Origin of the sequence: Paracoccus sp. S1E-3 (genome assembly GCF_013868135.1) — a bacterium.
Classification (GTDB): domain Bacteria; phylum Pseudomonadota; class Alphaproteobacteria; order Rhodobacterales; family Rhodobacteraceae; genus Paracoccus.
The window spans coordinates 30,958-51,699 of the sequence record NZ_JACEMU010000007.1 but is presented as its reverse complement, the minus strand read 5'-3'; the positions used below and the strand labels follow the sequence as shown (position 1 = coordinate 51,699).

Annotated in this window: 14 protein-coding genes; 4 read left to right on the top strand and 10 right to left on the bottom strand. The window is 67.2% G+C overall.

Features of this window, described 5'->3' with window-relative positions:
* Positions 1-8: 8 nt before the first annotated feature.
* The gene (gndA, locus tag H1S04_RS11180) at positions 9-1,424 is read left to right on the top strand and encodes an NADP-dependent phosphogluconate dehydrogenase (protein WP_181745675.1); all 1,416 of its coding nucleotides are present in this window, start codon (positions 9-11) and stop codon (positions 1,422-1,424) included.
* A 69-nt stretch (positions 1,425-1,493) separates the two neighbouring features.
* On the opposite strand, the gene H1S04_RS11175 is transcribed toward gndA, so the two are convergent.
* The 10 genes from H1S04_RS11175 to H1S04_RS11130 all read right to left on the bottom strand — a co-directional run bounded on the left by H1S04_RS11175 (position 1,494) and on the right by H1S04_RS11130 (position 15,771).
* A complete protein-coding gene (locus H1S04_RS11175) occupies positions 1,494-2,570 on the bottom strand; it encodes an HlyD family secretion protein (RefSeq protein ID WP_181745674.1) in 1,077 nt (358 codons plus the stop codon).
* Complete coding sequence (locus tag H1S04_RS11170; protein ID WP_181745673.1) at positions 2,570-4,219, bottom strand: MFS transporter; 1,650 nt, start codon at positions 4,217-4,219, stop codon at positions 2,570-2,572. Before H1S04_RS11170 ends, H1S04_RS11175 begins: the two co-directional genes overlap by 1 nt.
* Positions 4,216-4,650, bottom strand: a complete 435-nt coding sequence (locus H1S04_RS11165; protein ID WP_181745672.1) for a MarR family winged helix-turn-helix transcriptional regulator — start codon at positions 4,648-4,650, stop codon at positions 4,216-4,218. Before H1S04_RS11165 ends, H1S04_RS11170 begins: the two co-directional genes overlap by 4 nt.
* Before the next feature lie 938 nt (positions 4,651-5,588).
* Positions 5,589-6,953 (bottom strand): phosphomannomutase, encoded by a 1,365-nt coding sequence (locus H1S04_RS11160; protein WP_181745671.1) that lies wholly within the window; start codon positions 6,951-6,953, stop codon positions 5,589-5,591.
* Positions 6,953-8,422 carry a mannose-1-phosphate guanylyltransferase/mannose-6-phosphate isomerase gene (locus H1S04_RS11155; protein ID WP_181745670.1) on the bottom strand — a complete coding sequence of 490 codons (1,470 nt, stop codon included), beginning with the start codon at positions 8,420-8,422 and terminating at the stop codon, positions 6,953-6,955. The genes H1S04_RS11160 and H1S04_RS11155 overlap by 1 nt, the downstream gene beginning before the upstream one ends.
* 394 nt (positions 8,423-8,816) lie before the next feature.
* Positions 8,817-9,203, bottom strand: coding sequence for a YkvA family protein (locus tag H1S04_RS11150; RefSeq protein WP_181745669.1), 387 nt, complete (start codon positions 9,201-9,203; stop codon positions 8,817-8,819).
* Between the two features lie 66 nt (positions 9,204-9,269).
* Positions 9,270-10,529, bottom strand: coding sequence for a urate hydroxylase PuuD (locus H1S04_RS11145; protein WP_181745668.1), 1,260 nt, complete (start codon positions 10,527-10,529; stop codon positions 9,270-9,272).
* A gap of 136 nt (positions 10,530-10,665) precedes the next feature.
* The gene (locus H1S04_RS11140; RefSeq protein WP_181745667.1) at positions 10,666-12,939 is read right to left on the bottom strand and encodes an NADP-dependent malic enzyme; all 2,274 of its coding nucleotides are present in this window, start codon (positions 12,937-12,939) and stop codon (positions 10,666-10,668) included.
* A gap of 123 nt (positions 12,940-13,062) precedes the next feature.
* Entirely contained in the window at positions 13,063-15,309 is a 2,247-nt protein-coding gene (locus H1S04_RS11135) for a xanthine dehydrogenase family protein molybdopterin-binding subunit (protein ID WP_181745666.1), read from the bottom strand.
* Between the two features lie 3 nt (positions 15,310-15,312).
* Positions 15,313-15,771, bottom strand: a complete 459-nt coding sequence (locus tag H1S04_RS11130; RefSeq protein ID WP_181745665.1) for a (2Fe-2S)-binding protein — start codon at positions 15,769-15,771, stop codon at positions 15,313-15,315.
* Positions 15,772-15,993: 222 nt separating this feature from the next.
* On the opposite strand from H1S04_RS11130, the gene H1S04_RS11125 reads away from it, so the two are divergent.
* Genes H1S04_RS11125 through H1S04_RS11115 form a run of 3 tightly spaced genes read left to right on the top strand, consistent with a single transcriptional unit; the run spans position 15,994 to position 20,656 of the window.
* Positions 15,994-18,789, top strand: a complete 2,796-nt coding sequence (locus H1S04_RS11125) for a xanthine dehydrogenase family protein molybdopterin-binding subunit (RefSeq protein ID WP_220185203.1) — start codon at positions 15,994-15,996, stop codon at positions 18,787-18,789.
* Positions 18,789-19,364: a (2Fe-2S)-binding protein gene (locus tag H1S04_RS11120; protein ID WP_181745663.1), complete on the top strand. Its 576-nt coding sequence runs from the start codon at positions 18,789-18,791 to the stop codon at positions 19,362-19,364. The genes H1S04_RS11125 and H1S04_RS11120 overlap by 1 nt, the downstream gene beginning before the upstream one ends.
* The gene (locus tag H1S04_RS11115) at positions 19,361-20,656 is read left to right on the top strand and encodes a cytochrome c (protein WP_181745662.1); all 1,296 of its coding nucleotides are present in this window, start codon (positions 19,361-19,363) and stop codon (positions 20,654-20,656) included. The genes H1S04_RS11120 and H1S04_RS11115 overlap by 4 nt, the downstream gene beginning before the upstream one ends.
* The last annotated feature ends 86 nt before the right edge of the window (positions 20,657-20,742 follow it).

Below are 20,742 nucleotides of genomic sequence, written 5' to 3'. Positions count from 1 at the left end.
GAGACATCATGGATACTTCCCCCCATCTCGGCCTGATCGGCCTTGGCACCATGGGTGCTGCGCTGGCGCTGAATATCGCCGATCATGGCTATCCGATTGCCGTCTATAACCGCACGCCGGCCGTCACCGACGCCTTCATTGCCGGCGCGGGCGATCTTGCGGCGAAGCTGACACCCGCCAGCACGCTGCAGGATTTCGTCGCCGCGATCATGCCGCCGCGCACGATCATCCTGATGGTCCCGGCCGGTCCTGTGGTCGACGACCAGATCGCCGCGCTGCGCCCGCTGCTGGGGCCGGGCGATCTGATCATCGACGCGGGCAACGCCAATTACACCGACACCGAACGGCGCAGCCGCGAAACCGCCAATGACGCCTTCGACTTCATGGGCATCGGCGTGTCGGGCGGCGAGGACGGCGCGCGTCACGGCCCCTCGATCATGGTCGGCGGCGATGCCGCGCAATGGGACCGGGTGCGCGACGTGCTGGAAGCCATTTCCGCGAAATATCAGGGCGAGCCCTGTGCAGCGCTGATGGGGCCCGGCGGCGCCGGTCATTTCGTCAAGATGGTGCATAACGGCATCGAATATGCCGATATGGAGATGATCGCCGAAACCTATGCGCTGATGCGCGACGGCATGGGCTTCGACGCCGCCGAAGTCGCCCAGACCTTCGAGACATGGGACAAGGGCAGGCTGGCCTCCTATCTGATCGAGATTTCGGGCAAGGTCGCCCGCGCCACCGACCCGATCACCGGCGCGCCGATGCTGGACGTGATTCTGGACAAGGCCGGCCAGAAAGGCACCGGCCGCTGGACGGTGATCGAGGCGCAGCAGCTGGCCGTGGCGATCCCGGTGATCGAGGCGGCGGTGACGGCGCGCAACCTCTCGGCCCGGCTGGCAGATCGCAAGAAGGGGGCCGAGGTTTTCGGCGCCATGCCCCAGCCGCTGCCGCAAGGTCTGCTGGACACCGAGACGCTGGAACAGGCCCTGATCGCGGGCAAGATCCTGTGCTATGCACAGGGCTTCGAGATGCTGGCCCGCGCTTCGGCCGAATTCGGCTGGAACCTGCCGATGCCGACCATCGCCAAGATCTGGCGCAACGGCTGCATCATCCGGTCGGAGATGCTGAACGACATGGCCTCGGCGCTGGCGGCGAATCCGGGCGAAAGCCTGATCTTCGCCGAGCCCTTCACCAGCATGCTGCGCGAAAACGAAAGCGCGCTGCGCAAGACCGTCATCGCCGCCACCGGCGCGGGCATCGCGGTCCCGGCGCTGGCGGCGGGCCTGTCCTGGTTCGACACCATGCGCAGCCCGCGCGGCGCGGCCAACATGATCCAGGCACAGCGCGACTTCTTCGGCGCCCATGGCTTCGAACGGCTGGACGGCAAGGACGCCCCGCATGGCCCCTGGGGCGCCCACGGCTGAGCCGCCTGCAGAACATGGAAAGGCCGGCTTCGCGCCGGCCTTTTTCCTGCGAACCCTTGCGGCGCTGCTTCACCCCCCCACCATCACCGCCTGCGCCATCGCTCCCTGCCCGGCCGAGCCCTCGGTCACGGTGACCACCACCGACAGTCCCGGCTCCAGATGTTCGGCCATCTGCTGACCGGGCCCGATGCTGATGCGCACAGGCAAGCGCTGCGCGACTTTGGTGAAATTGCCGGTCGCGTTGGTGGGCGACAGCAGGCTGAATTCCGATGCGGTGGCGGGCGAGAAGGACTCGACCCGGCCGGTGAAGCGCCGCCCTTCCATAGCATCGACTGTGAATTCGGCGCGGTCGCCGACCTGCATGCCGTGCAGCTGGTTCTCGCGGAAATTCGCGATCACCCAGACGTCAGCGCCGACCAGGCTGACAAGCGCGGTGCCGGGGGTGACATATTGGCCGGCGCGCACGCCGATCTGACCCAGCTTGCCCGCCTGCGGCGCGCGGATCACCGTATTCGCCAGATCGATGCGTGCCAGTTCCACCGCCGCCGTGGCCGAGGCGATATCGGCCCGTTTCGCCGCCAGCCCGATCTCGGCGCCGTTGACGTTCTCACGCGCGACCGCGATGGCGCTTTCGGCCTGGGTGACGGCCGCCTCGGCCTGGCGCAGCGCCAGTTCGGTCTGATCGGCAGAGCTTTGCGCCGTCACCCCGCGCGCGTTCAGCGCGCTGACGCGATCCCAGCTTTGCCGGGCAGTGTCGCGCGCCGCCTCGGCCGAGCGCAGGGCCGCTTCCGCCGATTGCTGCTGGGCGCGGGCCGAATTGATGTTCTGTTCCTGGATCTTCAGCGCTGCCTCGGCCCCCGCCAGCGCCGCCTCGGCCTGGGCCTGTTTCTGGCGATATTGGCGGTCATCGATGCGGGCGATGACCTGGCCTTCCTCGACCTGCTGGAAATCGACCACCTCGACCGCAGCGACATAACCCGAAAGCTGCGGCGCCAGCGTGGTGACCTTGCCGCGGACATAGGCATTCTCGGTCTGGGGATGGGCGGATTGGAAGGGCGGCAGGTGCCAGGCGAACAGCACCAGCAGCAGACCGGCCAGACCGGCGATCAGGGCAACGACAGTGGGGATCAGGTGGTTTTTCGACATCATGCGGACTCGGGGCTGGGCGTGGCCGGGCTGGTCGGCCGAACGGCAAGCCAGTCGCGGAAAATATGCAGGATCAACGCGGCAAGGGCTGCCAGCGCCACCATGGCGGTCAGGAGATAGGCGTCGTTATAGGCCATGACATAGGCCTCGTTGGAAACGTCCTGCGCGATCAGGGCGACAGCCTGCGCCTTGCGGGCGGCGGCATCGGTGATCTGCGGGGCAAGGATCGCGGCGCGGCGCAGGATTTCCTGAAGCATCTGCGCATCCGAGGCGGTCAGCTGCTCGCGCAGGATCTGCAGATGAACAGCCTGCCGGTGGTTGATGAAGGTGGTGAACAGCCCCGACCCCATGGCGCCGCCAAGGCTCTGCGTGGACAGAAAGACGATCACGAAGGACAGGATATAGTTCGGCCCCCGCGCCAGCGCCGAGACGAGGCCCCGCATCATCGCCGGGGCCAGAAACAGCACACCGGCAAAGGCGATCATCCCCTGGCTGAGCATCATCTGCGCCGGCCGCGTGTCCAGCGTCGCGCGGCTGTCCATCCACGCGGCCGCCGCGATCAGCGTCAGCGCGACGACATGGATCGCGGGCACACGGTCGGGCCGGATGATCGGGATCAGCGCCAGACCGCCCAGCAGGGTCGCGATGCAGATGACCGCGAACAGCGGCACCAGCTGGCCTTGGGTGATCCCCATGAGCTGGAACATGCGCGGGGCGCCGGCGCTCTGCTCGGACAGGATCAGCCGGAACAGCAGCAGGGTGACGGTCAGATGGGCCATGGCAGGGGTGGACAGCCAGCGGATGTCCAGCAGCGGCGCCTTGCGGTGCAGCTCGATCACCACCGCCGCCGTCAGCGTCAGGATCGCCCCTGCCAGCGTCCAGCCGAGCCACGGCGCCTCGGTCCACCAATAGACCGCGCCGGTGATGAAAGCCACGGTGAGGCCGCCGAATCCCGCAGCGATCAGCCCCCAGCTGACCAGATCCATGACCGCGATCACCTTGATCCGCGGCGGCGAGGTCAGCGGCAACGCATAGACAAGCGCCAGCGATACCGCCGCCAGCCCCAGCGTCATCAGGTGCAAGGGCATCCAGCCCATGTCGCTCATCAACCCCGGCGAAACCACCCGCGCCAGCATCGGGCCGGCCGAGATCGTGGCCATCACCATCGGCAGGCCCAACCGCATCTTCCAGGGCGGCGACAGCGGCTCGAGCATATACAGGAAGGCCAGGGTCGACAGCGGCGCCGACACCATTCCGGCCAGGAACTGCATCACCAGCGCCGAGCGCAGATCCGAAATCGCCAGACCCGCCAGCGCCACCACCAGATAGGCAATCGTCGCCCATTCGGCGAAGCGGCGCAGCCCGTATTGGGTTCGCAGCTTGATCAGCAGCAGCGGCATCGACGCGCGTGGGATCAGAAAGGCCGCCATCAGCCAGGTCGCCTGTGTGGTGGTCACGCCCAGATCGCCGGCGATCTGCGGGATATTGGTGCTGACGAAGCCCTGCGCCAGCCCCTGCGTCAGCCCGATCACCATCGACGCCCCGATATAGCCCAGCGTCAGCGGCAGGCTTTTCGGCACGAAGGGCGGCGCCGAAGGCCCCGCAGCCGCCGGTGCAGCGGGCGCGTTATTATGGGGATTTTCGCTCATGACCGTTTCAGCTTCGCGGCATTGGCGGCCATCCGGTCCAGGACCCGCTGGGTGGTGGCCAGATCCTCGGCCGAGACGCCCTCGGCCAGGGCCACGCCCACCTCGGCGCGAAAGCCCAGCAGCGGTTCGATCCGCGCGGCATTGGTCAGGTGGATGGCATATTTGCGGGCATCTTCGGCCAGCGGGCGGCGCTCGGCCAGACCCTGAGCTTCCAACGCGTCCAGCTGGCGCTTGAGCGTGGGGGTCTCGATCCCCAGCAGGCAGGCGAGTTCGGCCTGACTGGCGCCCTCGTTATGGCCGATCATCAGCAACAGGCGGGCACGGGCATAGGTCAATCCGGGCGCCTGCTGAACGCGCTGCTCGAACGCCGCCCGGACCGAGCGGGTCAGGCGCAGGATGGTTTCATAGATGCGAATCGAGCTGTCGGGCATGTTATTAGCTGGCTAATGAATTTCATTAGCCAGCTAGCGATCCTGCGACGGAACGTCAAGGGCCTGCGGAAGATTCAGCCGAAGCGGTCGCCAGCCGCCGATATCCGGGCCGCATCCGGCAGGTGGCTCCGCGCGCCGGGGATCCGCGTGACGGAGAGAGGCCGCGATCTTCCCCGGCCCGTCGATCCCGACGCACGAGCCGGGCTGTTCCGCTGCGCGCCTTGCGGCCCTGATCCGCAGGCGTTTCGTTACGCAGGTCGCGTCGGCTTCCCCGCAATCCTTGGCGCCTGGCTGCACCGGAAGGCATCGGCGTCAGCGAGGCGCCCCAGAGTTTTGCCCCGGTCCCGACGCCCACATGGCCGCAGCTGGCGATGGGACGCTGGAATATCCTCACCTGCCCACGATTGCGCCGGGCAACCCAACATCGCGGCGTGCGGGGGGGGCTTGCGGGGGCGGCGCGGTGCCGCCTCACCGCTCGCCCCGGCGCTCGCAAATGCGCCGCAACCCATGCCGCAGGAAACATCTGGTTCACCGCCAATACCCGCTTGCCCGGTGCAAAAAGCGCTGTGGCACAGACGTTCGCGGTCCGCGCCAGTGCGATGCTGCGGTTCCCCTCATCGCGCCGGTTCATCTGACGCGGTAAAGGTTCCGTTGGTTCCGGAACCCCAAGCGGACCGCCGCCGCGCTGCCAACCGGGCCGGGACAGCAACGCCTGGATCAGGCCAGCGAGCCGGGTCCCGACAATCAAACGTCTTCGCAAGCTGGCAATCGGAGGGCCAGAATATCTCTGACCGCCGAATGCCTGCAGGTTGCGCAACGGTCGTGGCCCCGGAGCTACCACGGTGGAGCGCCCCTTGCAGACCAGCGGTCAGCGCCGCGCGGCGCAGCATCGCTACGCCAGCCAGCTATCCCCGCGCCGATACGATCCCGGCGTGAATCTAGCCTGCGATCAGCTCCTGCAGCCGCGCCACCTGGGCGTCCAGCAACGCCCGGTCGCCGCGCGATTCGGCGTTCAGGCGCAGCAGCGGCTCGGTATTCGAGGCGCGCAGGTTGAACCGCCAATCCCCCATGTCCAGCGACAGCCCGTCAGTCTCGTCCCTGCCGCGGGCGTGGGGGCCGAATTCGGCCTCGACCCGCGCGCGGGCGGCGGCGACATCGGCCACGGTGAAATTGATCTCTCCCGAGGACGGAAAGGCGGCGCGCCGCTCGGCCACCATGGCCGAGAGCGGCATCCCGGACCGGCCCATCAACTCGACCACCAGCAGCCAGGGGATCATGCCGCTGTCGCAGAAGACAAAATCGCGGAAATAGTGATGTGCCGACATCTCGCCGCCGTAAACGGCGTCATATTCGCGCAGCGCCGCCTTCAGGAAGGCATGCCCGGTGCGCGACTGGATCGCGGTTCCCCCGGCTTTTTCGACGATATCACGGGTATTCCAGATCACGCGGGGATCATGGACGATGCGCGCGCCGGGCTCGCGCGCCAGAAAGGCCGCCGCCAGCAGACCCACGATATATTCCCCGTCAATGAAGGCGCCGGTTTCGTCGAAGAAGAAGCAGCGGTCAAAATCGCCGTCGAAGGCAATGCCGAGATCGGCGCCCGCGACCCGGACGGCATCGGCCGTCACCGGCTGGTTTTCCGGCAGCAGCGGATTGGGAATGCCGTTCGGAAAGCTGCCGTCGGGCTGGTGATGGAGGCGGATGAAGTCCAGTGGCGCGCCCTGCGACGCCAGTGCGGCAGCGATGGCATCGAAGGTCGGACCGGCGGCGCCATTGCCCGCATTGACCACCACCTTCAGCGGGCGCAACGCCGTCACATCGACAAACGCCATCACCCGCGCGACATAGGCCGCGCGCGCCTCGGCCGCCACATCACGCAGCGCGCCGCCCGGACGCGCGGGCCCGAAATCATCCGCTTCGGCGAGGGCGCGGATCGCCCCCAGCCCGGTCGCCCCAGCCAGCGGCGCCGAGCCCGCGCCCACCATCTTCATGCCGTTATAATCCATCGGGTTATGCGAGGCCGTGACCTCGATCCCGCCATCGGCGCCGAAATGGCTGACCGCGAAATACATCTCCTCGGTGCCGGCGAGGCCGAGATCCAGCACCGTGACCCCCTCATCCACCAGCGCTTGCGCCACCGCCTCGGCCAGTTCGGCGCTGGAGGCACGGATATCACGCCCCAGCACCACCGTCTTCGCCCCGAGCGCGCGCGCGAAACCGCGCCCGATGCGGCGCGCGACCCCAGCGTCCAGATCGACGCCCAGACGGCCGCGAATGTCGTAGGCCTTGAAGGCGTTCAGCATCAGCCCTTCGCCCCCTGCCCGCGCGCATAGAGATCGTCGTAGCGGATGATGTCGTCTTCGCCCAGATAGGTACCGGTCTGGACCTCGATCAGCACCATCGGGACCTTGCCGGGGTTTTCCATCCGGTGGACGGCGCCCAGCGGAATGTAGACGGACTGGTTTTCGGTGACCAGCCGGACATCATCATCGATGGTCACGCGGGCGGTGCCTTCCACCACGATCCAGTGTTCGGCGCGGTGGTGATGGCTTTGCAGGCTCAGCTGCGCGCCGGGATGGACGACGATGCGCTTGACCTGAAAGCGCGGGCCCAGCACCAGTGTTTCGTACCAACCCCAGGGGCGATAATCGCGCGGCAGCGTCTCGGCCTGGGCGCGGCCACGTTTCTTCAGCAACTCGACCGCCAGTTTCACGTCCTGCGCGCGATCCTTGGGCGCAACCAGAACGGCATCGGGCATCGCAACCGCGATGATATTGTCGAGGCCGATCCCCACCAGCACCTGCGCATCGCTTTCGGCGCGCAGCAGGGCATCATGGCAGCCGATCGCCTCGGCAGGGCCGGACAGCGCCACGCCGTCGGCATCCGGTCCCTGCGCGCGCCAGACCGCATCCCAGCCGCCCAGATCCGACCAGCCTTGCGAAAACGGCACGACCGCCAGATTCTCGGCCTTTTCCATGACCGCATAGTCGATGGAAATCGAGGGAGCCTGCCGGTAGGCCTCGCCCTCCAGCCGCAGGAAGCCCAGATCCGCCGTCGCCCCTTTCAACGCTGCCGCGACCGGTTCGACGACATCGGGGGCGTATTTGCGGAACGCCTCGACCATATCGGCGGCGCGGGCCAGAAAGATCCCCGCATTCCAGAGATACTTGCCCGAGGCGAGCATTTCGGCCGCCTTCGCCGCGTCCGGCTTTTCGACGAAGCGGACCAGATCGACGGGGTCGTCGTCGGCATCGGGCGGGGCGGTCAGCTCCAGATAGCCGTAGCCGGTTTCCGGCCGGTCAGGGGTGATGCCGAAGGTCACGATCTTGCCCTGCGCCACCGCAGGCAGCCCGCGCACGACCGCGGCGCGGAAGGCATCCGCGTCGGGGATCGCATGGTCCGAGGGCGCGATCAGCATGATCGCATCGGGCTGATGGGCCATCAGATAGAGCGCCGCCGACAGCACTGCGGGGGCGGTGTTGCGGCCTTCGGGTTCGATCATGACGGCGCCCGGATCGACGCCCACCTGCTGCAATTGCTCGACCACGATGAAGCGGAAATCCGCTCCGGTCACCACCAGCGGCGCGGTGAAGCGCTGCCCCTCGGGCGCGGTTTCGGGCGCGAAGCGCAGCGCCGCCTGCTGGAACAGGGTCTCCTCCCCCAGAAGCGGCGCGAACTGCTTGGGATAGGATTTGCGCGACAGCGGCCAAAGCCGGGTGCCGGAACCGCCGCTCAGCAGAACGGGAACAATTAAAGCGTTATCTGGCGGCATGTTACCTGCGATTTCTTCATGATCCGGCCGCGGCTGCGGCATCTTCCCCGGCATGATTACGTATCATCCGATGGTTAAGCAATCGTGCAGTCAGGGGCGAATTGCAACCGACGCGGCACCCGTGACCGACCGAACTGCCGCGCGGGTCGGCGCCGTCATCAGCACCTCCGAACACCGGCGGCAACACGCCCCTGCGCCTTCGATCGACGGGTCTGGCCAGTGCGTCCGGTTGCCCCGGCCCGTGCCCGCCCGAGCGAACACGATGCCGCCGGCCGCAGGAAAAAGGGTGACGCGGCGGCCGGCGGCGCGGATTGGGGCTGTGCGTCACGATCTGACCGATATCCCCAGCGCCGCCAACCGGCGCGACCAATCCCGACGCGCCGGTACAATGCCGTTACCCGGCCGCCCCCCTGCGCAGAAACGCCGCGCCGGCCAGCAGCAGCGCCAGCACCCAGATCGCCACGATGATCCCGGCAGCGGCAAGGCTGCGCGGGCGGTCCTGCAAGCCCCCGGCGCGGCGGCGGAACGCGGCCATCAAGGCGGGCGGAATCAGCCTGACCGCCAGCAGGATGCCCAACGGTACGATCAGCAGGTCATCCAGCAGCCCGAGCACGGGAATGAAATCGGGGATCAGGTCGATCGGGCTGAGCGCATAGGCCGCCACCAGCGCCGCCACGATCCGCGCGCCCAGCGGGGTGCGCGGATCGCGCGCGGCGATCCACAGCGCCACCACCTCGCGCTTGAGGGCGCGGGCCCATTGCTTCAACCGTTCAAACGCCATCGCCCTCGCCGCCAACATGAGGGAAAGGCGCCGTGACCGGGGCGGCGGGAAAAGCGGTGTTTGCGTTCAATTCACGGCCAGCTGGCGCGGCGCCTGCCCGGTGGCGGCGCGATACCAGTCGACGATGGCCTGCCGCTCGGGGGCTTCCATGAAGCTGACATTTGCGGGGGGCATGGCATGGGTCAGCCCGGCCTGGATATAGATCAGACGCGCCGCGCGGGTCACGTCATCGGGGGTTTCCAGCAGCAGGCCCTTGGGGGCGATGTGGATGCCTTCAAAGCCCGGCTCGCGCGCGTGGCACATGGCGCAGCGGCCGGGAACGATGTTCATCACCTGATCGAAACCCGCTGCATCGGCGAATTTCTGCTGCGCGGGGGTCAGCACACGGGCCTCGGATTCCTCGTAGCTGGGCTGGAACAGCGGCGCGGTCGACAGCCACATGGCGCCGATGAACAGGATGACGGTAACAGCCCATGTCCACCATTTCATCCCGCCGCCCGCATGCATGGTGTTGAAGAAATGACGGATGGTGACCCCCATCAGGAAGATCAGCGCCGCGATCAGCCAGTTGTATTCGGTGGCGAAGGCCAGCGGGTAGTGGTTCGACAGCATCAGGAAGATGACCGGCAGCGTCAGATAGTTGTTATGGGTCGAGCGCAGCTTGGCGATCTTGCCGTATTTCGGATCGGGCTTGCGGCCCTCCTGCAGGTCCTTCACCACGATGCGCTGGTTGGGCATGATGATGAAGAATACGTTGGCGGTCATGATGGTGGCGGTGAAGGCCCCCAGATGCAGCAGCGTCGCCCGCCCGGTGAAGATCTGGTTATAGGCATAGCCCATCACCACCAGCAGCGCGAACAGCAGGAGCATCAGCGCGGTCGGATGTTCCCCCAGCGGCGATTTGCACAGCCGGTCATAGACCAGCCAGCCGATGGACAGCGACAGGGCCGAGATCACGATCCCCTGCCACAGCGCCAGATCGGCCTTGGCGGGGTCGATCAGGAACAGCTCGCCCCCGACCCAATAGACGATCATCAACAGCGCCGCGCCGGACAGCCAGGTCGAATAGCTTTCCCATTTGAACCAGGTCAGATGCTCGGGCATGTGCTCGGGCGCGACGAGGTATTTGTTGATGTGATAGAACCCGCCGCCATGGACCTGCCATTCCTCGCCATGCGCGCCCGGCGGCAGATGCGGCGCCTTGCGCAGGGAAAGGTCGAGCGCGATGAAATAGAAGCTCGACCCGATCCAGGCGATGGCGGTGATGACATGCACCCAGCGCACGGCAAAGCCCAGCCAGTCCCAGATGATGGCGAAATCGGTCATGCGGCGCTCCCTGCAGGTTTTTTCGCAAGCTAACCGAGTTGAGGGCGGCCGGGTAAGGCCGATTTTCGCCAAGAAGCTTCAAATGAAGCCGAAAGATCGCGCAACCGGCAGGCGCCCCGCCGGTTGCGCCCGGCGCTCAGCTGTAGCTCGACACATTGGTGCCGGCGAGGGCGGCGATGTTCATCAGGCCTCGCACGGTGATGCCGGGCGTGACGATATGGGCGCGGTTGCCCATGCCCATGAGGATCGGCCCGACCTCCAGCCCGCCCGCGACCGAGCGCAGCATATTGCGCGCGGCCCCCGCCATTTCGGCATTGGGATAGATCAGCCCGTTCGCCGCCCCGGTCAGACGCCCATCGGGGAACAGCCTTTCGCGCAGCTGGGGATCCAGCGCCACATCGGCAGGCATCTCGCCCTCATACTGGAAATCGAGGTCCATGCCGTCCAGAATCTCCATCGCGGCGCGCATGTTGCGCGCCGATTCGGTCTCGAGATTGCCGAATTGCGAACTGGAACACAGCGCGATCCGGGGCTGCACACCGAAGCGGCGCATATGCCGCGCCGCGCCGATCACCGTATCGGCAATCTGCCGGGGCGTCGGGTTCAGGTTCACCTGACTGTCGGCCAGAAACAGCGGCCCGCGGTCGAGGATGATCAGCGACAGCGCCCCGATGGGACGGGCATCAGGCCCGGCGAGGATCTCGTCCACATATTTCAGGTGCCAGCGATATTCGCCGAAAGTGCCGCAGATCATCGCATCGGCATCGCCCAGATGGACCATCATCGCCGCGATCACCGTGGTGTTGGTGCGCAGGATGGCGCGAGCCAGATCGGGCGTGACCCCGCGGCGGCGCATCAGCTGGTGATAGGCGGTCCAATAATCGCGGTAACGCACATCGCTTTCGGGGTTGATGATCTCGATCGCGGACAGATCCATGCGGATGCCCTCGCGTTCCAGACGGGCCTCGATCACCTCGGGGCGGCCGATCAGGATCGGGGTGTCGTGGCCGTCCTCCATCAGCTGGCGCGCGGCGTGCAGGACGCGCTCGTCCTCGCCCTCGGCAAAGACGATGCGGCGGTTGGCCAGCTTGTCGGCCTCGAACACGTCGCGCATGATGTTATAGCTGCGATAGACCCTGCCCTGCAGCTTGCGGCGGTAATCGTCCAGATCCAGCTGTCGCGTGGCCACGCCCGATTCCATCGCGGCCTTGGCGACGGCGGTGGCGATGGTCGGCAGCAGGCGCGGATCGAAGGGCTTCGGGATCAGATATTCCGGCCCGAAGGTCAGCCTTTCGCCGCGATAGGCCTGCCCCACCTCGGCCGAGGCGGTTTCGCGGGCCAGCGCCGCGATCGCCTCCACACAGGCGACCTTCATCTCATCATTGATCTGCGTGGCGCCGGTATCCAGCGCCCCGCGGAAGATGAAGGGAAAGCACAGCACATTATTGACCTGATTGGGATAATCGCTGCGCCCGGTGGCGATCAGCGCATCGGGCGCAGCGGCGCGGGCTTCTTCGGGCATGATCTCGGGCGTCGGGTTCGCCAGCGCGAAGATGATCGGCTTCGGCGCCATCTTCCCGACCATCTCGGCGGTCAGCAGGCCGGGGCCTGAGACACCCAGGAACAGGTCCGCGCCCTCCATCGCCTCGAGCGTGGTGCGCTTGTCGGTATCGCGGGCAAATTCCTGCTTTTCGGGATTCAGGTCGTTGCGGCCCGTATGAACCACGCCCTTGCTGTCCAGCATGGTGATGTGGTCCTTCCTGACCCCCATCACCATCAGCATCTTCAGACAGGCGATGCCCGCAGCCCCGGCCCCCAGGGCAACCACCTGAATATCTTCGAACTTCTTTCCCGCCAGCCGAACGGCATTGGTCGCGGCGGCGGCCGCCACGATGGCGGTGCCGTGCTGGTCGTCATGGAAGACGGGGATGTTCATGCGTTCCTTGCACAGGCGTTCGACCAGAAAGCATTCTGGCGCCTTGATGTCTTCGAGGTTGACCGCGCCGAAGGTCGGCTCCAGCCGGCAGACCAGATCGGCCAGCTTTTCGGGATCGGTCTCGTTCACCTCGATGTCGAAGCAATCGACCCCGGCGAATTTCTTGAACAGGACCGCCTTGCCCTCCATCACCGGTTTCGAGGCCTGCGGCCCGATATTGCCGAGGCCCAGCACCGCCGTGCCGTTCGAAATCACCGCGACAAGGTTTGATTTCGCGGTATAGCGCATTGCAGCCAGAGGATTCTTTTCGATCTCCAGACAGGCTTCGGCGACACCGGGCGAATAAGCGTTCGACAGGTCACGCCCGGTATCCATCGGTTTGGTGGCGCGGATCTCCAGTTTACCGGGCTGAGGAAACTCGTGATAGTCAAGCGCCTCCTGGCGGCGGTCATTGGCGATGTCATCGGTTGGCATATGGATCCTCCCCGGCCTCGTTAACCTATCCTCAGGTCAATTCGGCACCTTCACGGCGGGATTTGCAATGGCCCTTTCTCGCTGCGGCTGCACGGATCCCTGTGCAGCCGCAGCGGGGGCATCTCAGGCGAAGTCGATGTGACGATACAGCGGCAATTCGCGGATCCGCTGGCCGGTGGCGGCAAAGATGGCGTTGGCAAGGGCGGGCGCGGTCGGGGGCACCGGCGGCTCGCCGATGCCGCGGATCTTTGCCGCCTGCCCGAGCGACTGGACGTGGATTTCCGGGCATTGGTACAGGCGCATGCCCTCGTGGCTGTCGAAATTCGTCTGCTCGGCCGCGCCGCCGGCATAGGTGATTTCGCAATTCATCGCCGCACCAAGGCCGAAGACCACGCCGCCCTGCACGAGGTTCTCGAAATTCACCGGGTCCAGCACCGGGCCCACGTCGCAGGCCACGAACACCTTGTCGATGCGGATGCCGCCTTCGGTCGCGGTCACCTCGACCACTTCGGCGACCGGCACGCCGAAACTTTCGACCAGAGCCACGCCGCGCCCCCGCCCCTTCGGCAGCACGCCGTCCCAGCCCGACATCTTGCCCACGGCTTCCAGCACGCCGCGCGCCACCGGGTCCGAGGCGAGGCGGATACGCTCGGCCAGCGGATCGGCCCCGGCCTGCAGGATCAGTTCGTCCAGAAAGCCCTCCAGAATGAAGCCCGCACCGTTCGCCCCCACCGCCCGCCAGCTGGAGACCGGCGCCAGTCCCTCGGCCGCATAGGCGCGGACGCGGAAATCGGGAATGGCATAGGGGGCATTCCATGCTCCGGCAGGGATCTGGTTATCCGGGCCGGCCGCCGGAATGCCCAGCCGACCCATCTGCGAGCGGGTGACCGAGGGCGCGGCGATCTGCAGATCCAGCGCCACCACCTGCCCGTCCCGCACCGCGCCGCGCCCGCGTCCCATGGCGATATGGCGGGGGAAATCGGTGGCGAAGTCCTCCTCGCGCCGATAGATCAGCTTGACCGGGGTGCCGCGCAGCTGGTTGGCGATGGCGCTGGCATGGCTGATGAACTCGGGTTCCAGCCGGTGGCCGAAGCTGCCACCGATCAGATGGTTGTGGAAGCGCACCTGTTCCGGCTCGATCCCAGTGGCGCGGGCGGCGGCTTTCTGCACCTCGCGCGGCATCTGATGGCCCGACCAGATCTCGACACCCGCATCGTCGACGCGGACGATGGCCGACAGCGGCTCGAGCGGCGCATGGGCCACATAGGGAGAGCGGTATTCGGCGGCCAGCACCTCGGCCGCGGGCGCATCGGCTGGCAGCGCCGCCTGCACATCGCCGTCGTTGCGCCAGGTCCGGTCGAGCGCATCTTCCGTGAAACTGTCGGCGAGGCGCTGCCAGTGCCCGGCCTGCTCGGGTGGATAGGCGGCGGGGGCCCATTCGACCTCCAGCGCCTCGGCGCCCTGCATGGCGTGCCAGCTGTTATCGGCGATGACCGCAAGCCCGCCGGGGATCTGCAGCACCTGCCGGACGTAAGGCAGCGCACGGGCGGCGCTGTCGTCATAGGACAGGACAACGCCGCGATGCGGGCTGAGCCGGACGGCCGCATGGACCATGCCCTCGACCGCCAGATCGATGCCGTAACGCGCCGTGCCGGTGGATTTTTCGACGATGTCCAGCCGCTGCATGGGCTGGCCCAGCAGCCGCCATGCACTGGGATCGCGCAACGCCGGGGCGGCCACCGGGGTGATCGCTGCGGCCTCGGCCGCCAGTTCGGTATAGGGGATGCGGGTGCCATCAGGCAGCAGCACCGCCCCGCTTTCGGTGCCGAGATCGGCGACCGCCAGCCCGCTGCGGCGCGCGGCGGCGGCCTTCAGCGTCTCGCGCGCCATGGCGCCGGCTTCGCGCAGCTTGTCGAAACTGTCGGGCACCGTGGTCGAGCCGCCGGTGACCTGCATCCCCAACAGCTTGAAGGCGATATCGGCGCCGCCCCGCGCGACGCGGGCCAGCCGGCTGTCGTCGCTGGCGCGGAACGGGACCGAGTCGTCCCCCAGCGCGGTGTTCCAATAGGCCTTGGCCGGGCTGCCGAAGCTGACTTCGAACCCGCCCCAGTCGAGGTCCATTTCCTCGGCCAGCAGCGCCGCCTGCACCGACATCACCCCCTGCCCCTTGTCGGCATGGGGCGCGATCAGCGTCACCTTCTGCGCGTCGATCAGCACCCAGGGGTTGAAGGTCGCCGCCCCCTCCGGCAGGTCCTCGGCCAGCGGGTTTTCGGGGTCGCGGCGGACGGTATAGACGCCGAAGGCCACGCCCCCGGCGATGACGGCCGATCCGACCAGAAAGGCGCGGCGGGTGAATTTGCGCAGCGACATGGCTCAGCCCTCGGCGGTATGGGCGGCGCGGCGGATCGCGGCGCGGATGCGGGGATAGGTGCCGCAGCGGCACAGGTTGCCCGACATCGCTTCGTCGATCTCGGCATCCGTCGGCGCCGGCGTCGCGGCCAGCAGGGCGGCGGCCTGCATGATCTGGCCCGACTGGCAATAACCGCATTGGGCGACCTGCGTCTCGATCCACGCGGCCTGCACGGGATGGGGCGCTTCGGGCGTGCCGAGCCCCTCGATGGTGACGATTTCGGCCCCATCCAGATCGCCTGCCAGCACCTGACATGCGCGCACGGCCTCACCGTTCAGATGCACGGTGCAGGCCCCGCAGGCGCCAATGCCGCAGCCATATTTGGTGCCGGGCAGGCCCAGCACCTCGCGCAGGACCCAAAGCAGCGGCATGTCAGGATCAAGCTCGGGGTCGTGCAGCGCCCCGTTGACGGTGAATGACATGGCGTTCCCCCGCTGGCTGGTCATGATCGCAGTCTAGCCAGCCCGTCCCCGGCATGGCCAGCAGGCCGCTGCGTCAGATCGCGGCAGGGGCGCAGAAACGGGCGGATTGCCGCTGAAATGTCAGCGCGATCCGCAGCCGAAGCCGGTTGACTTGCCCCCTTGCAGGTCGGAACATGACAGGAAACCAGGACGAAATCAGGTAGCCCCATGCGACCCATCGACGTGTCTCGCCGTCAATTTCTTGCCTCGGCCGCAGCCCTCGGGGTCATTGCTGCGGTCCGGCCGATGCGCCCGGCACAGGCGGCGATGATGCCGTCGCCCGTGGGCCAGGACCGGGGCTGGTTTGCCGATGGCAAGCTGCGTTACCGCCGGGATGGCATGGCCAAGGTGACGGGGTCGAAGGTCTTTGCCGTCGACATCCGCGCCCGCGATCTGGAGGGGTGGCCGGACGAACAGTCCCACGCCATGACCATCCACATTCCCCGCGCCGACCGCATCTATGAGGGGCTGGACCTGTCGGTGCTGGAACCCGACGGGCTGATGCCCGATGTGCTGGTCGACGCGGCGACGGCGCAGGCGGACGGGCTGTCGATGCCGGACCCGGATTTTTACGGCGAGTTCTTCCTGCCGGCTGGCCAGCTGCCGCCGATGCTGGGCCAGCCGGTCGCCATCGGCATCTGGCACGATTACGAACGCTTCCGGGCCGCGCGCGCGCTGATCCGCTTCAACAATGACATCTTCCGCTGGGGGGCCGAGGCCGCGCAGCCCGCGCGCGCCCCTTACGGCGCCGCCCAATATGTCCGCATCGGCGGTTCCGACCCGCGCGGGGCCGATGTCTTCTCGGCCATGAAGGACTATGTCGTCTGGCCCGCCACCAGCCCGCAGGGCGTCACATGGCCCGGCCCGGATGACGCGGCGTTCGGCGCCGCCGTCCGCCACGCTGCCGCCATCCGCACCGAATTCGACAGCCCGCCCGAGGGCCTGCGCGTGTTTCGCCGACACTATTCCAGCCAGTCGATCGAACACGTGACGATGGAGCCGGAGAACGGCAATGCCTGGTATGATGCCGCCACCGGCACGCTGCATGTGATCGGCGCCTCGCAATCGCCCTATTCGGCGGCCGAACATATCCTGCATCTGGTCACCGAAAGCCGCTTCACGCTGAACAGGCTGGATTTCGTCACCGGCTATACCGTCGGCTACGGCCAGAAAGAACATCAGTCCTTCCCGAATTACGTGGCCCTTGCCGCCCTCTATGGCGAAGGGCGGCCGGTGCGGCTGGTTCTGGACCGCTGGCAGCATTTCCAGTTCGCGCTGAAGCGCCACCCGTTCGAGACCGACATGGCCATCGCCGTCGATGCAGAGGGCCGCTTTCAGGCGTTCACCTGCGACATGATCGGCGATGGTGGGGGCGTGATGAATTTCAGCCCCTCAGTCGGCACCGTGGCGGTGACGGCGGCGCAGTCGGTCTATTACTTCCCGAAAAGCGATCTGAAGGTCGAGGTCTGGCCCTCGATCGGGGTCACGGCGGGGTCGATGCGTGGCTACGGCACCCTGCAATCCATGGCCGCGACCGAAATGCTGGTCGACGACATCGCCGCCGAAATCGGCATGGACCCGATTGCGCTGCGCCGCATCAATGTGATCGGCAGCGGCATGAAGAATACCCAGGGCGCGGTGCCCTCGGGGCAGATGCGCATCGACGAGATTCTGGCGCTGGCGGAACAGGACCCGCTCTGGACCGGGCGGGCGGCGAAGAAGGCCGAATACGAAGCCGCCAATCCCGGCATGCTCTATGGCGTTGGTTTCGGCGCGGTCCAGAAGGATTTCGGCACCGGGGCCGAGGCAGCCGTCGTCTCGCTGGAAGTCACGCCCGAGGGCCGGCTCGCCATGCGCCATGTCGCAAATGAAATCGGCGCCGGCGCCACCACCGCCCAGATGCTGGTGGTCGAGCCCTTCGTCGGGCGCCCCGCCGACGAGGTCGAGTTTTCCGTTCAGGACTGGCCGCAGATGCCGCTTGTGACCGAGGATCAGCCCTATACCACCCCGCAGGAGGAGGAGGACCAGCTGGCGCTGAACCCGTTCTGGGTGCCCCGCTTCACCTCGCCGCGCTCGGCCTCGAATTCGGCCTATTACTTCACCCATGCCAGCCAGCAGGCAGCACAGATGCTGCTGCGGCTTGGACTGTGGCCGGCGGCGCTGTCGATCTGGGGCGGCGGTCCCGATGGCGGCCAGTTGCTGCCCGAACCGGTGACCATCGCCGATGCGCGCTGGCAGAACGGGATGCTGACCGCGCGGTCGCTGGAACCGCTGTCGCTGGAACGGCTGGCCGAACGCGCGCATCGCGACGGGCTGGTGACTGGGGCCTGCGTCCATACTTTCAACCGCTGGGCCTGGGCCGAAGCCGATTTCGATATCGACGGTCAGCAGTTCCGCGCCCCCATCGACGCGATCTCGGTCAAATGGGGGACCGGCGCCGACGCGGCGAAACGGGCACGGATGAGCGATGGCGGCTATGCCTTCGTCCCGCGCGTCAAGGCCTATTACCCCCCGGTGCAGCGCAACAATGCGGGCACGGTCTATTACGCGCCCTGCGCGACGATGGTGGAACTGGCGGTCTCCTCCGGCTCGGGCGAGGTGCGCATTCTGTCGCACAAGACCTGGCTGGAATGCGGGACGCAGATCGTGCCGGAACTGGTCTCGGGGCAATTGGAGGGGGGCGTCGCCATGGGCATCGGCCACGCGCTTTACGAAGACCTGCCGGTGGGCGCCGACGGGCCGGGCAACGGGACCTGGAACCTCAGCCGTTACCGGATTCCGCGCGCCTCGGATGTGGCGGTCTGGACGCAGGAAGGCCATGTGCTGCCGGCGCTGTCGGATAATGACCCGCCCAAAGGCATGGCCGAGGTGGTGATGATCCCCGTTGCCGCCGCCTGCGCCAATGCCATCGCCCAAGCGACCGGCCACCGCTTCGACCGCTTCCCGATCACCGCCACCCGCATTCAGGAGGTGCTGTGATGGCCATCCCGAAGATCAGCTTCTCCGCCACCATCAACGGCCAGAAGATCGGCCCGGTCGACCTGCCCGAGGACCTGATGGCGGTCGAGCTGCTGCAGGAATATCTGAACCTGACCGGCACCCGCCTGACCTGTGGGCAGGGCGTCTGCCGGGCCTGCACGATCATCGTCGATGGCGAGGAGGGCTCGCGCACGGTGCCTGCCTGCATCACCGGCATCGCCTGGCTGAACGGGCGCAGCATTCGCACGATCGAGGGCATCGCCGGGAAGGACACCGATGGCCGGCCTGTCCCCTCGCCGGTGCAGCAGGCCTTTCTGAAACATTTCTCTTTCCAGTGCAGCTATTGCACGCCGGGCTTCGTCAATGCCGCCACCGTGCTGGTCGAATCGCTCGCCAAGGCCCCGATCCCGGTGGCCGAGGTCGAGGGCCGCATCCTGACGGCGCTGGATGCCAATCTGTGCCGCTGCACCGGTTATGTCCGCTATTATCAGGCCGTGCGCGAGGTGATCCTGAGCACCCCCGGCCTGACCGTTGACGGCCCGGCCCAAACCGCCAACGCTACGGTGAAGGCATGATCCGGGTGCTGCGGGTGCTGTGCCTGCTGGTCGTCCTCGGGGCCGTTGCGGCCGGGCTGCTGATGTGGAAGGGCTGGGGCGCGGGACCGATCCCGCCGGCCTCGGTCGATCTGGCCAGCCTCGACGGCCCCGCCCGCGCCGATCTGATCGCGCGCGGCGAACAGGTGGCGCGGGCGGGTGATTGCGCCGCCTGCCACACCGATCCCGATGGCGGCTCCGACCTTGCCGGCGGGATGCCGATGGTCACGCCGATGGGCACGATCTACGGCACCAATATCTCGCCCTCCGAAACCCACGGCATCGGAGGGTGGAGCGCGGACGACCTTTATACCGCCATTGCCTGGGGGGTGGCGCCGGGGGGACGCAACCTTTATCCGGCGATGCCCTATGTCAGCTATCACGCCATCACCAGGGCGGATTCCGATGCGCTTTATGCCTGGCTGATGGCGCAGCCCCCGGTCGAGAAACCCAATACCCCGAACCGGCTGATTCCGCCCTTCAATCTGCGTTTCGGCGTCAGCCTGTGGAACGCCGTCTTTCGGCCCGACGCCGCCCCCTTCCAGCCGGCGACGGACGAGACGCCCGAAGCCGCGCGCGGGCGCTATCTGGTCGACGTGCTGGGGCATTGCGGCGAATGCCACACCCCGCGCAATCTTGCCTATGCCATGACCGGCCAGCCGCTGGCCGGCAATGTGATCGAGGGGGCGCTGGCGCCGAACCTGACCCCCGATGCGCTTGTCCAGCGGGGCTGGACCGCCGGAGATCTGGAGCGCTTTCTGGCCAGCGGGCTGGCGCCGCAAGGGGTGATGACCTTCCGCATGTTCCCAGTGCTGTCCCATTCCACCAGCCATATGCCGCCCGAGGATATCAAGGCCATTACCAGCCACCTTCTGGCCGGACGCTCTGCCCCCGGCCCGGTGCCGCGCCCGGTCGCCGGCACGCCGGACGCGGCCGGCCATCAGCTTTACCTTGGCCTCTGCGCCGGCTGCCACGGACCAAACGGGACCGGCCAGCCGCACAGCTCGGTGCCGCTGAACACCAATACCACGGCAATGTTCGACGACCCGATCAATCTGGTGCGCATCATCCGTGAGGGCGTCGAGGCACGTGATCTGGCGCAAGGCGAGCGCATGCAGGCGATGCCTGGCTTTGCCGATCGGCTGGACGACACGCAGATGGCGCAACTGGTCAGCTATCTGCGGCAGCGTTGGGGCGGCCATGCCGATCCGGTCGCCGCCGACCGCATCGCCGAGATCATCCGCCGGGTGGACGGCGTCGAAGCCGCACATTAAGGCACTCCGCCCCGCCGGGCCGGGAATTTTGGCCGGTCACGGGTTTGCTATTTGCGCCCGCTGGCCGCTGCGGCAACATTGTGCGC

Excerpts from the sequence above, each read along its gene's own strand:
- H1S04_RS11135 (WP_181745666.1), bottom strand. The coding sequence starts at position 15,309 with ATGTCGCTGCGCAAATTCACCCGCCGCGCCTTTCTGGTCGGATCGGCC.
- H1S04_RS11145 (WP_181745668.1), bottom strand. The coding sequence starts at position 10,529 with ATGACCGATTTCGCCATCATCTGGGACTGGCTGGGCTTTGCCGTGCGC.
- H1S04_RS11130 (WP_181745665.1), bottom strand. The coding sequence starts at position 15,771 with ATGTCATTCACCGTCAACGGGGCGCTGCACGACCCCGAGCTTGATCCT.
- H1S04_RS11160 (WP_181745671.1), bottom strand. The coding sequence starts at position 6,953 with ATGCTGAACGCCTTCAAGGCCTACGACATTCGCGGCCGTCTGGGCGTC.
- H1S04_RS11120 (WP_181745663.1), top strand. The coding sequence starts at position 18,789 with ATGGCCATCCCGAAGATCAGCTTCTCCGCCACCATCAACGGCCAGAAG.
- H1S04_RS11175 (WP_181745674.1), bottom strand. The coding sequence starts at position 2,570 with ATGTCGAAAAACCACCTGATCCCCACTGTCGTTGCCCTGATCGCCGGT.
- H1S04_RS11165 (WP_181745672.1), bottom strand. The coding sequence starts at position 4,650 with ATGCCCGACAGCTCGATTCGCATCTATGAAACCATCCTGCGCCTGACC.
- H1S04_RS11170 (WP_181745673.1), bottom strand. The coding sequence starts at position 4,219 with ATGAGCGAAAATCCCCATAATAACGCGCCCGCTGCACCGGCGGCTGCG.
- H1S04_RS11150 (WP_181745669.1), bottom strand. The coding sequence starts at position 9,203 with ATGGCGTTTGAACGGTTGAAGCAATGGGCCCGCGCCCTCAAGCGCGAG.
- H1S04_RS11155 (WP_181745670.1), bottom strand. The coding sequence starts at position 8,422 with ATGCCGCCAGATAACGCTTTAATTGTTCCCGTTCTGCTGAGCGGCGGT.
- H1S04_RS11115 (WP_181745662.1), top strand. The coding sequence starts at position 19,361 with ATGATCCGGGTGCTGCGGGTGCTGTGCCTGCTGGTCGTCCTCGGGGCC.
- H1S04_RS11140 (WP_181745667.1), bottom strand. The coding sequence starts at position 12,939 with ATGCCAACCGATGACATCGCCAATGACCGCCGCCAGGAGGCGCTTGAC.
- gndA (WP_181745675.1), top strand. The coding sequence starts at position 9 with ATGGATACTTCCCCCCATCTCGGCCTGATCGGCCTTGGCACCATGGGT.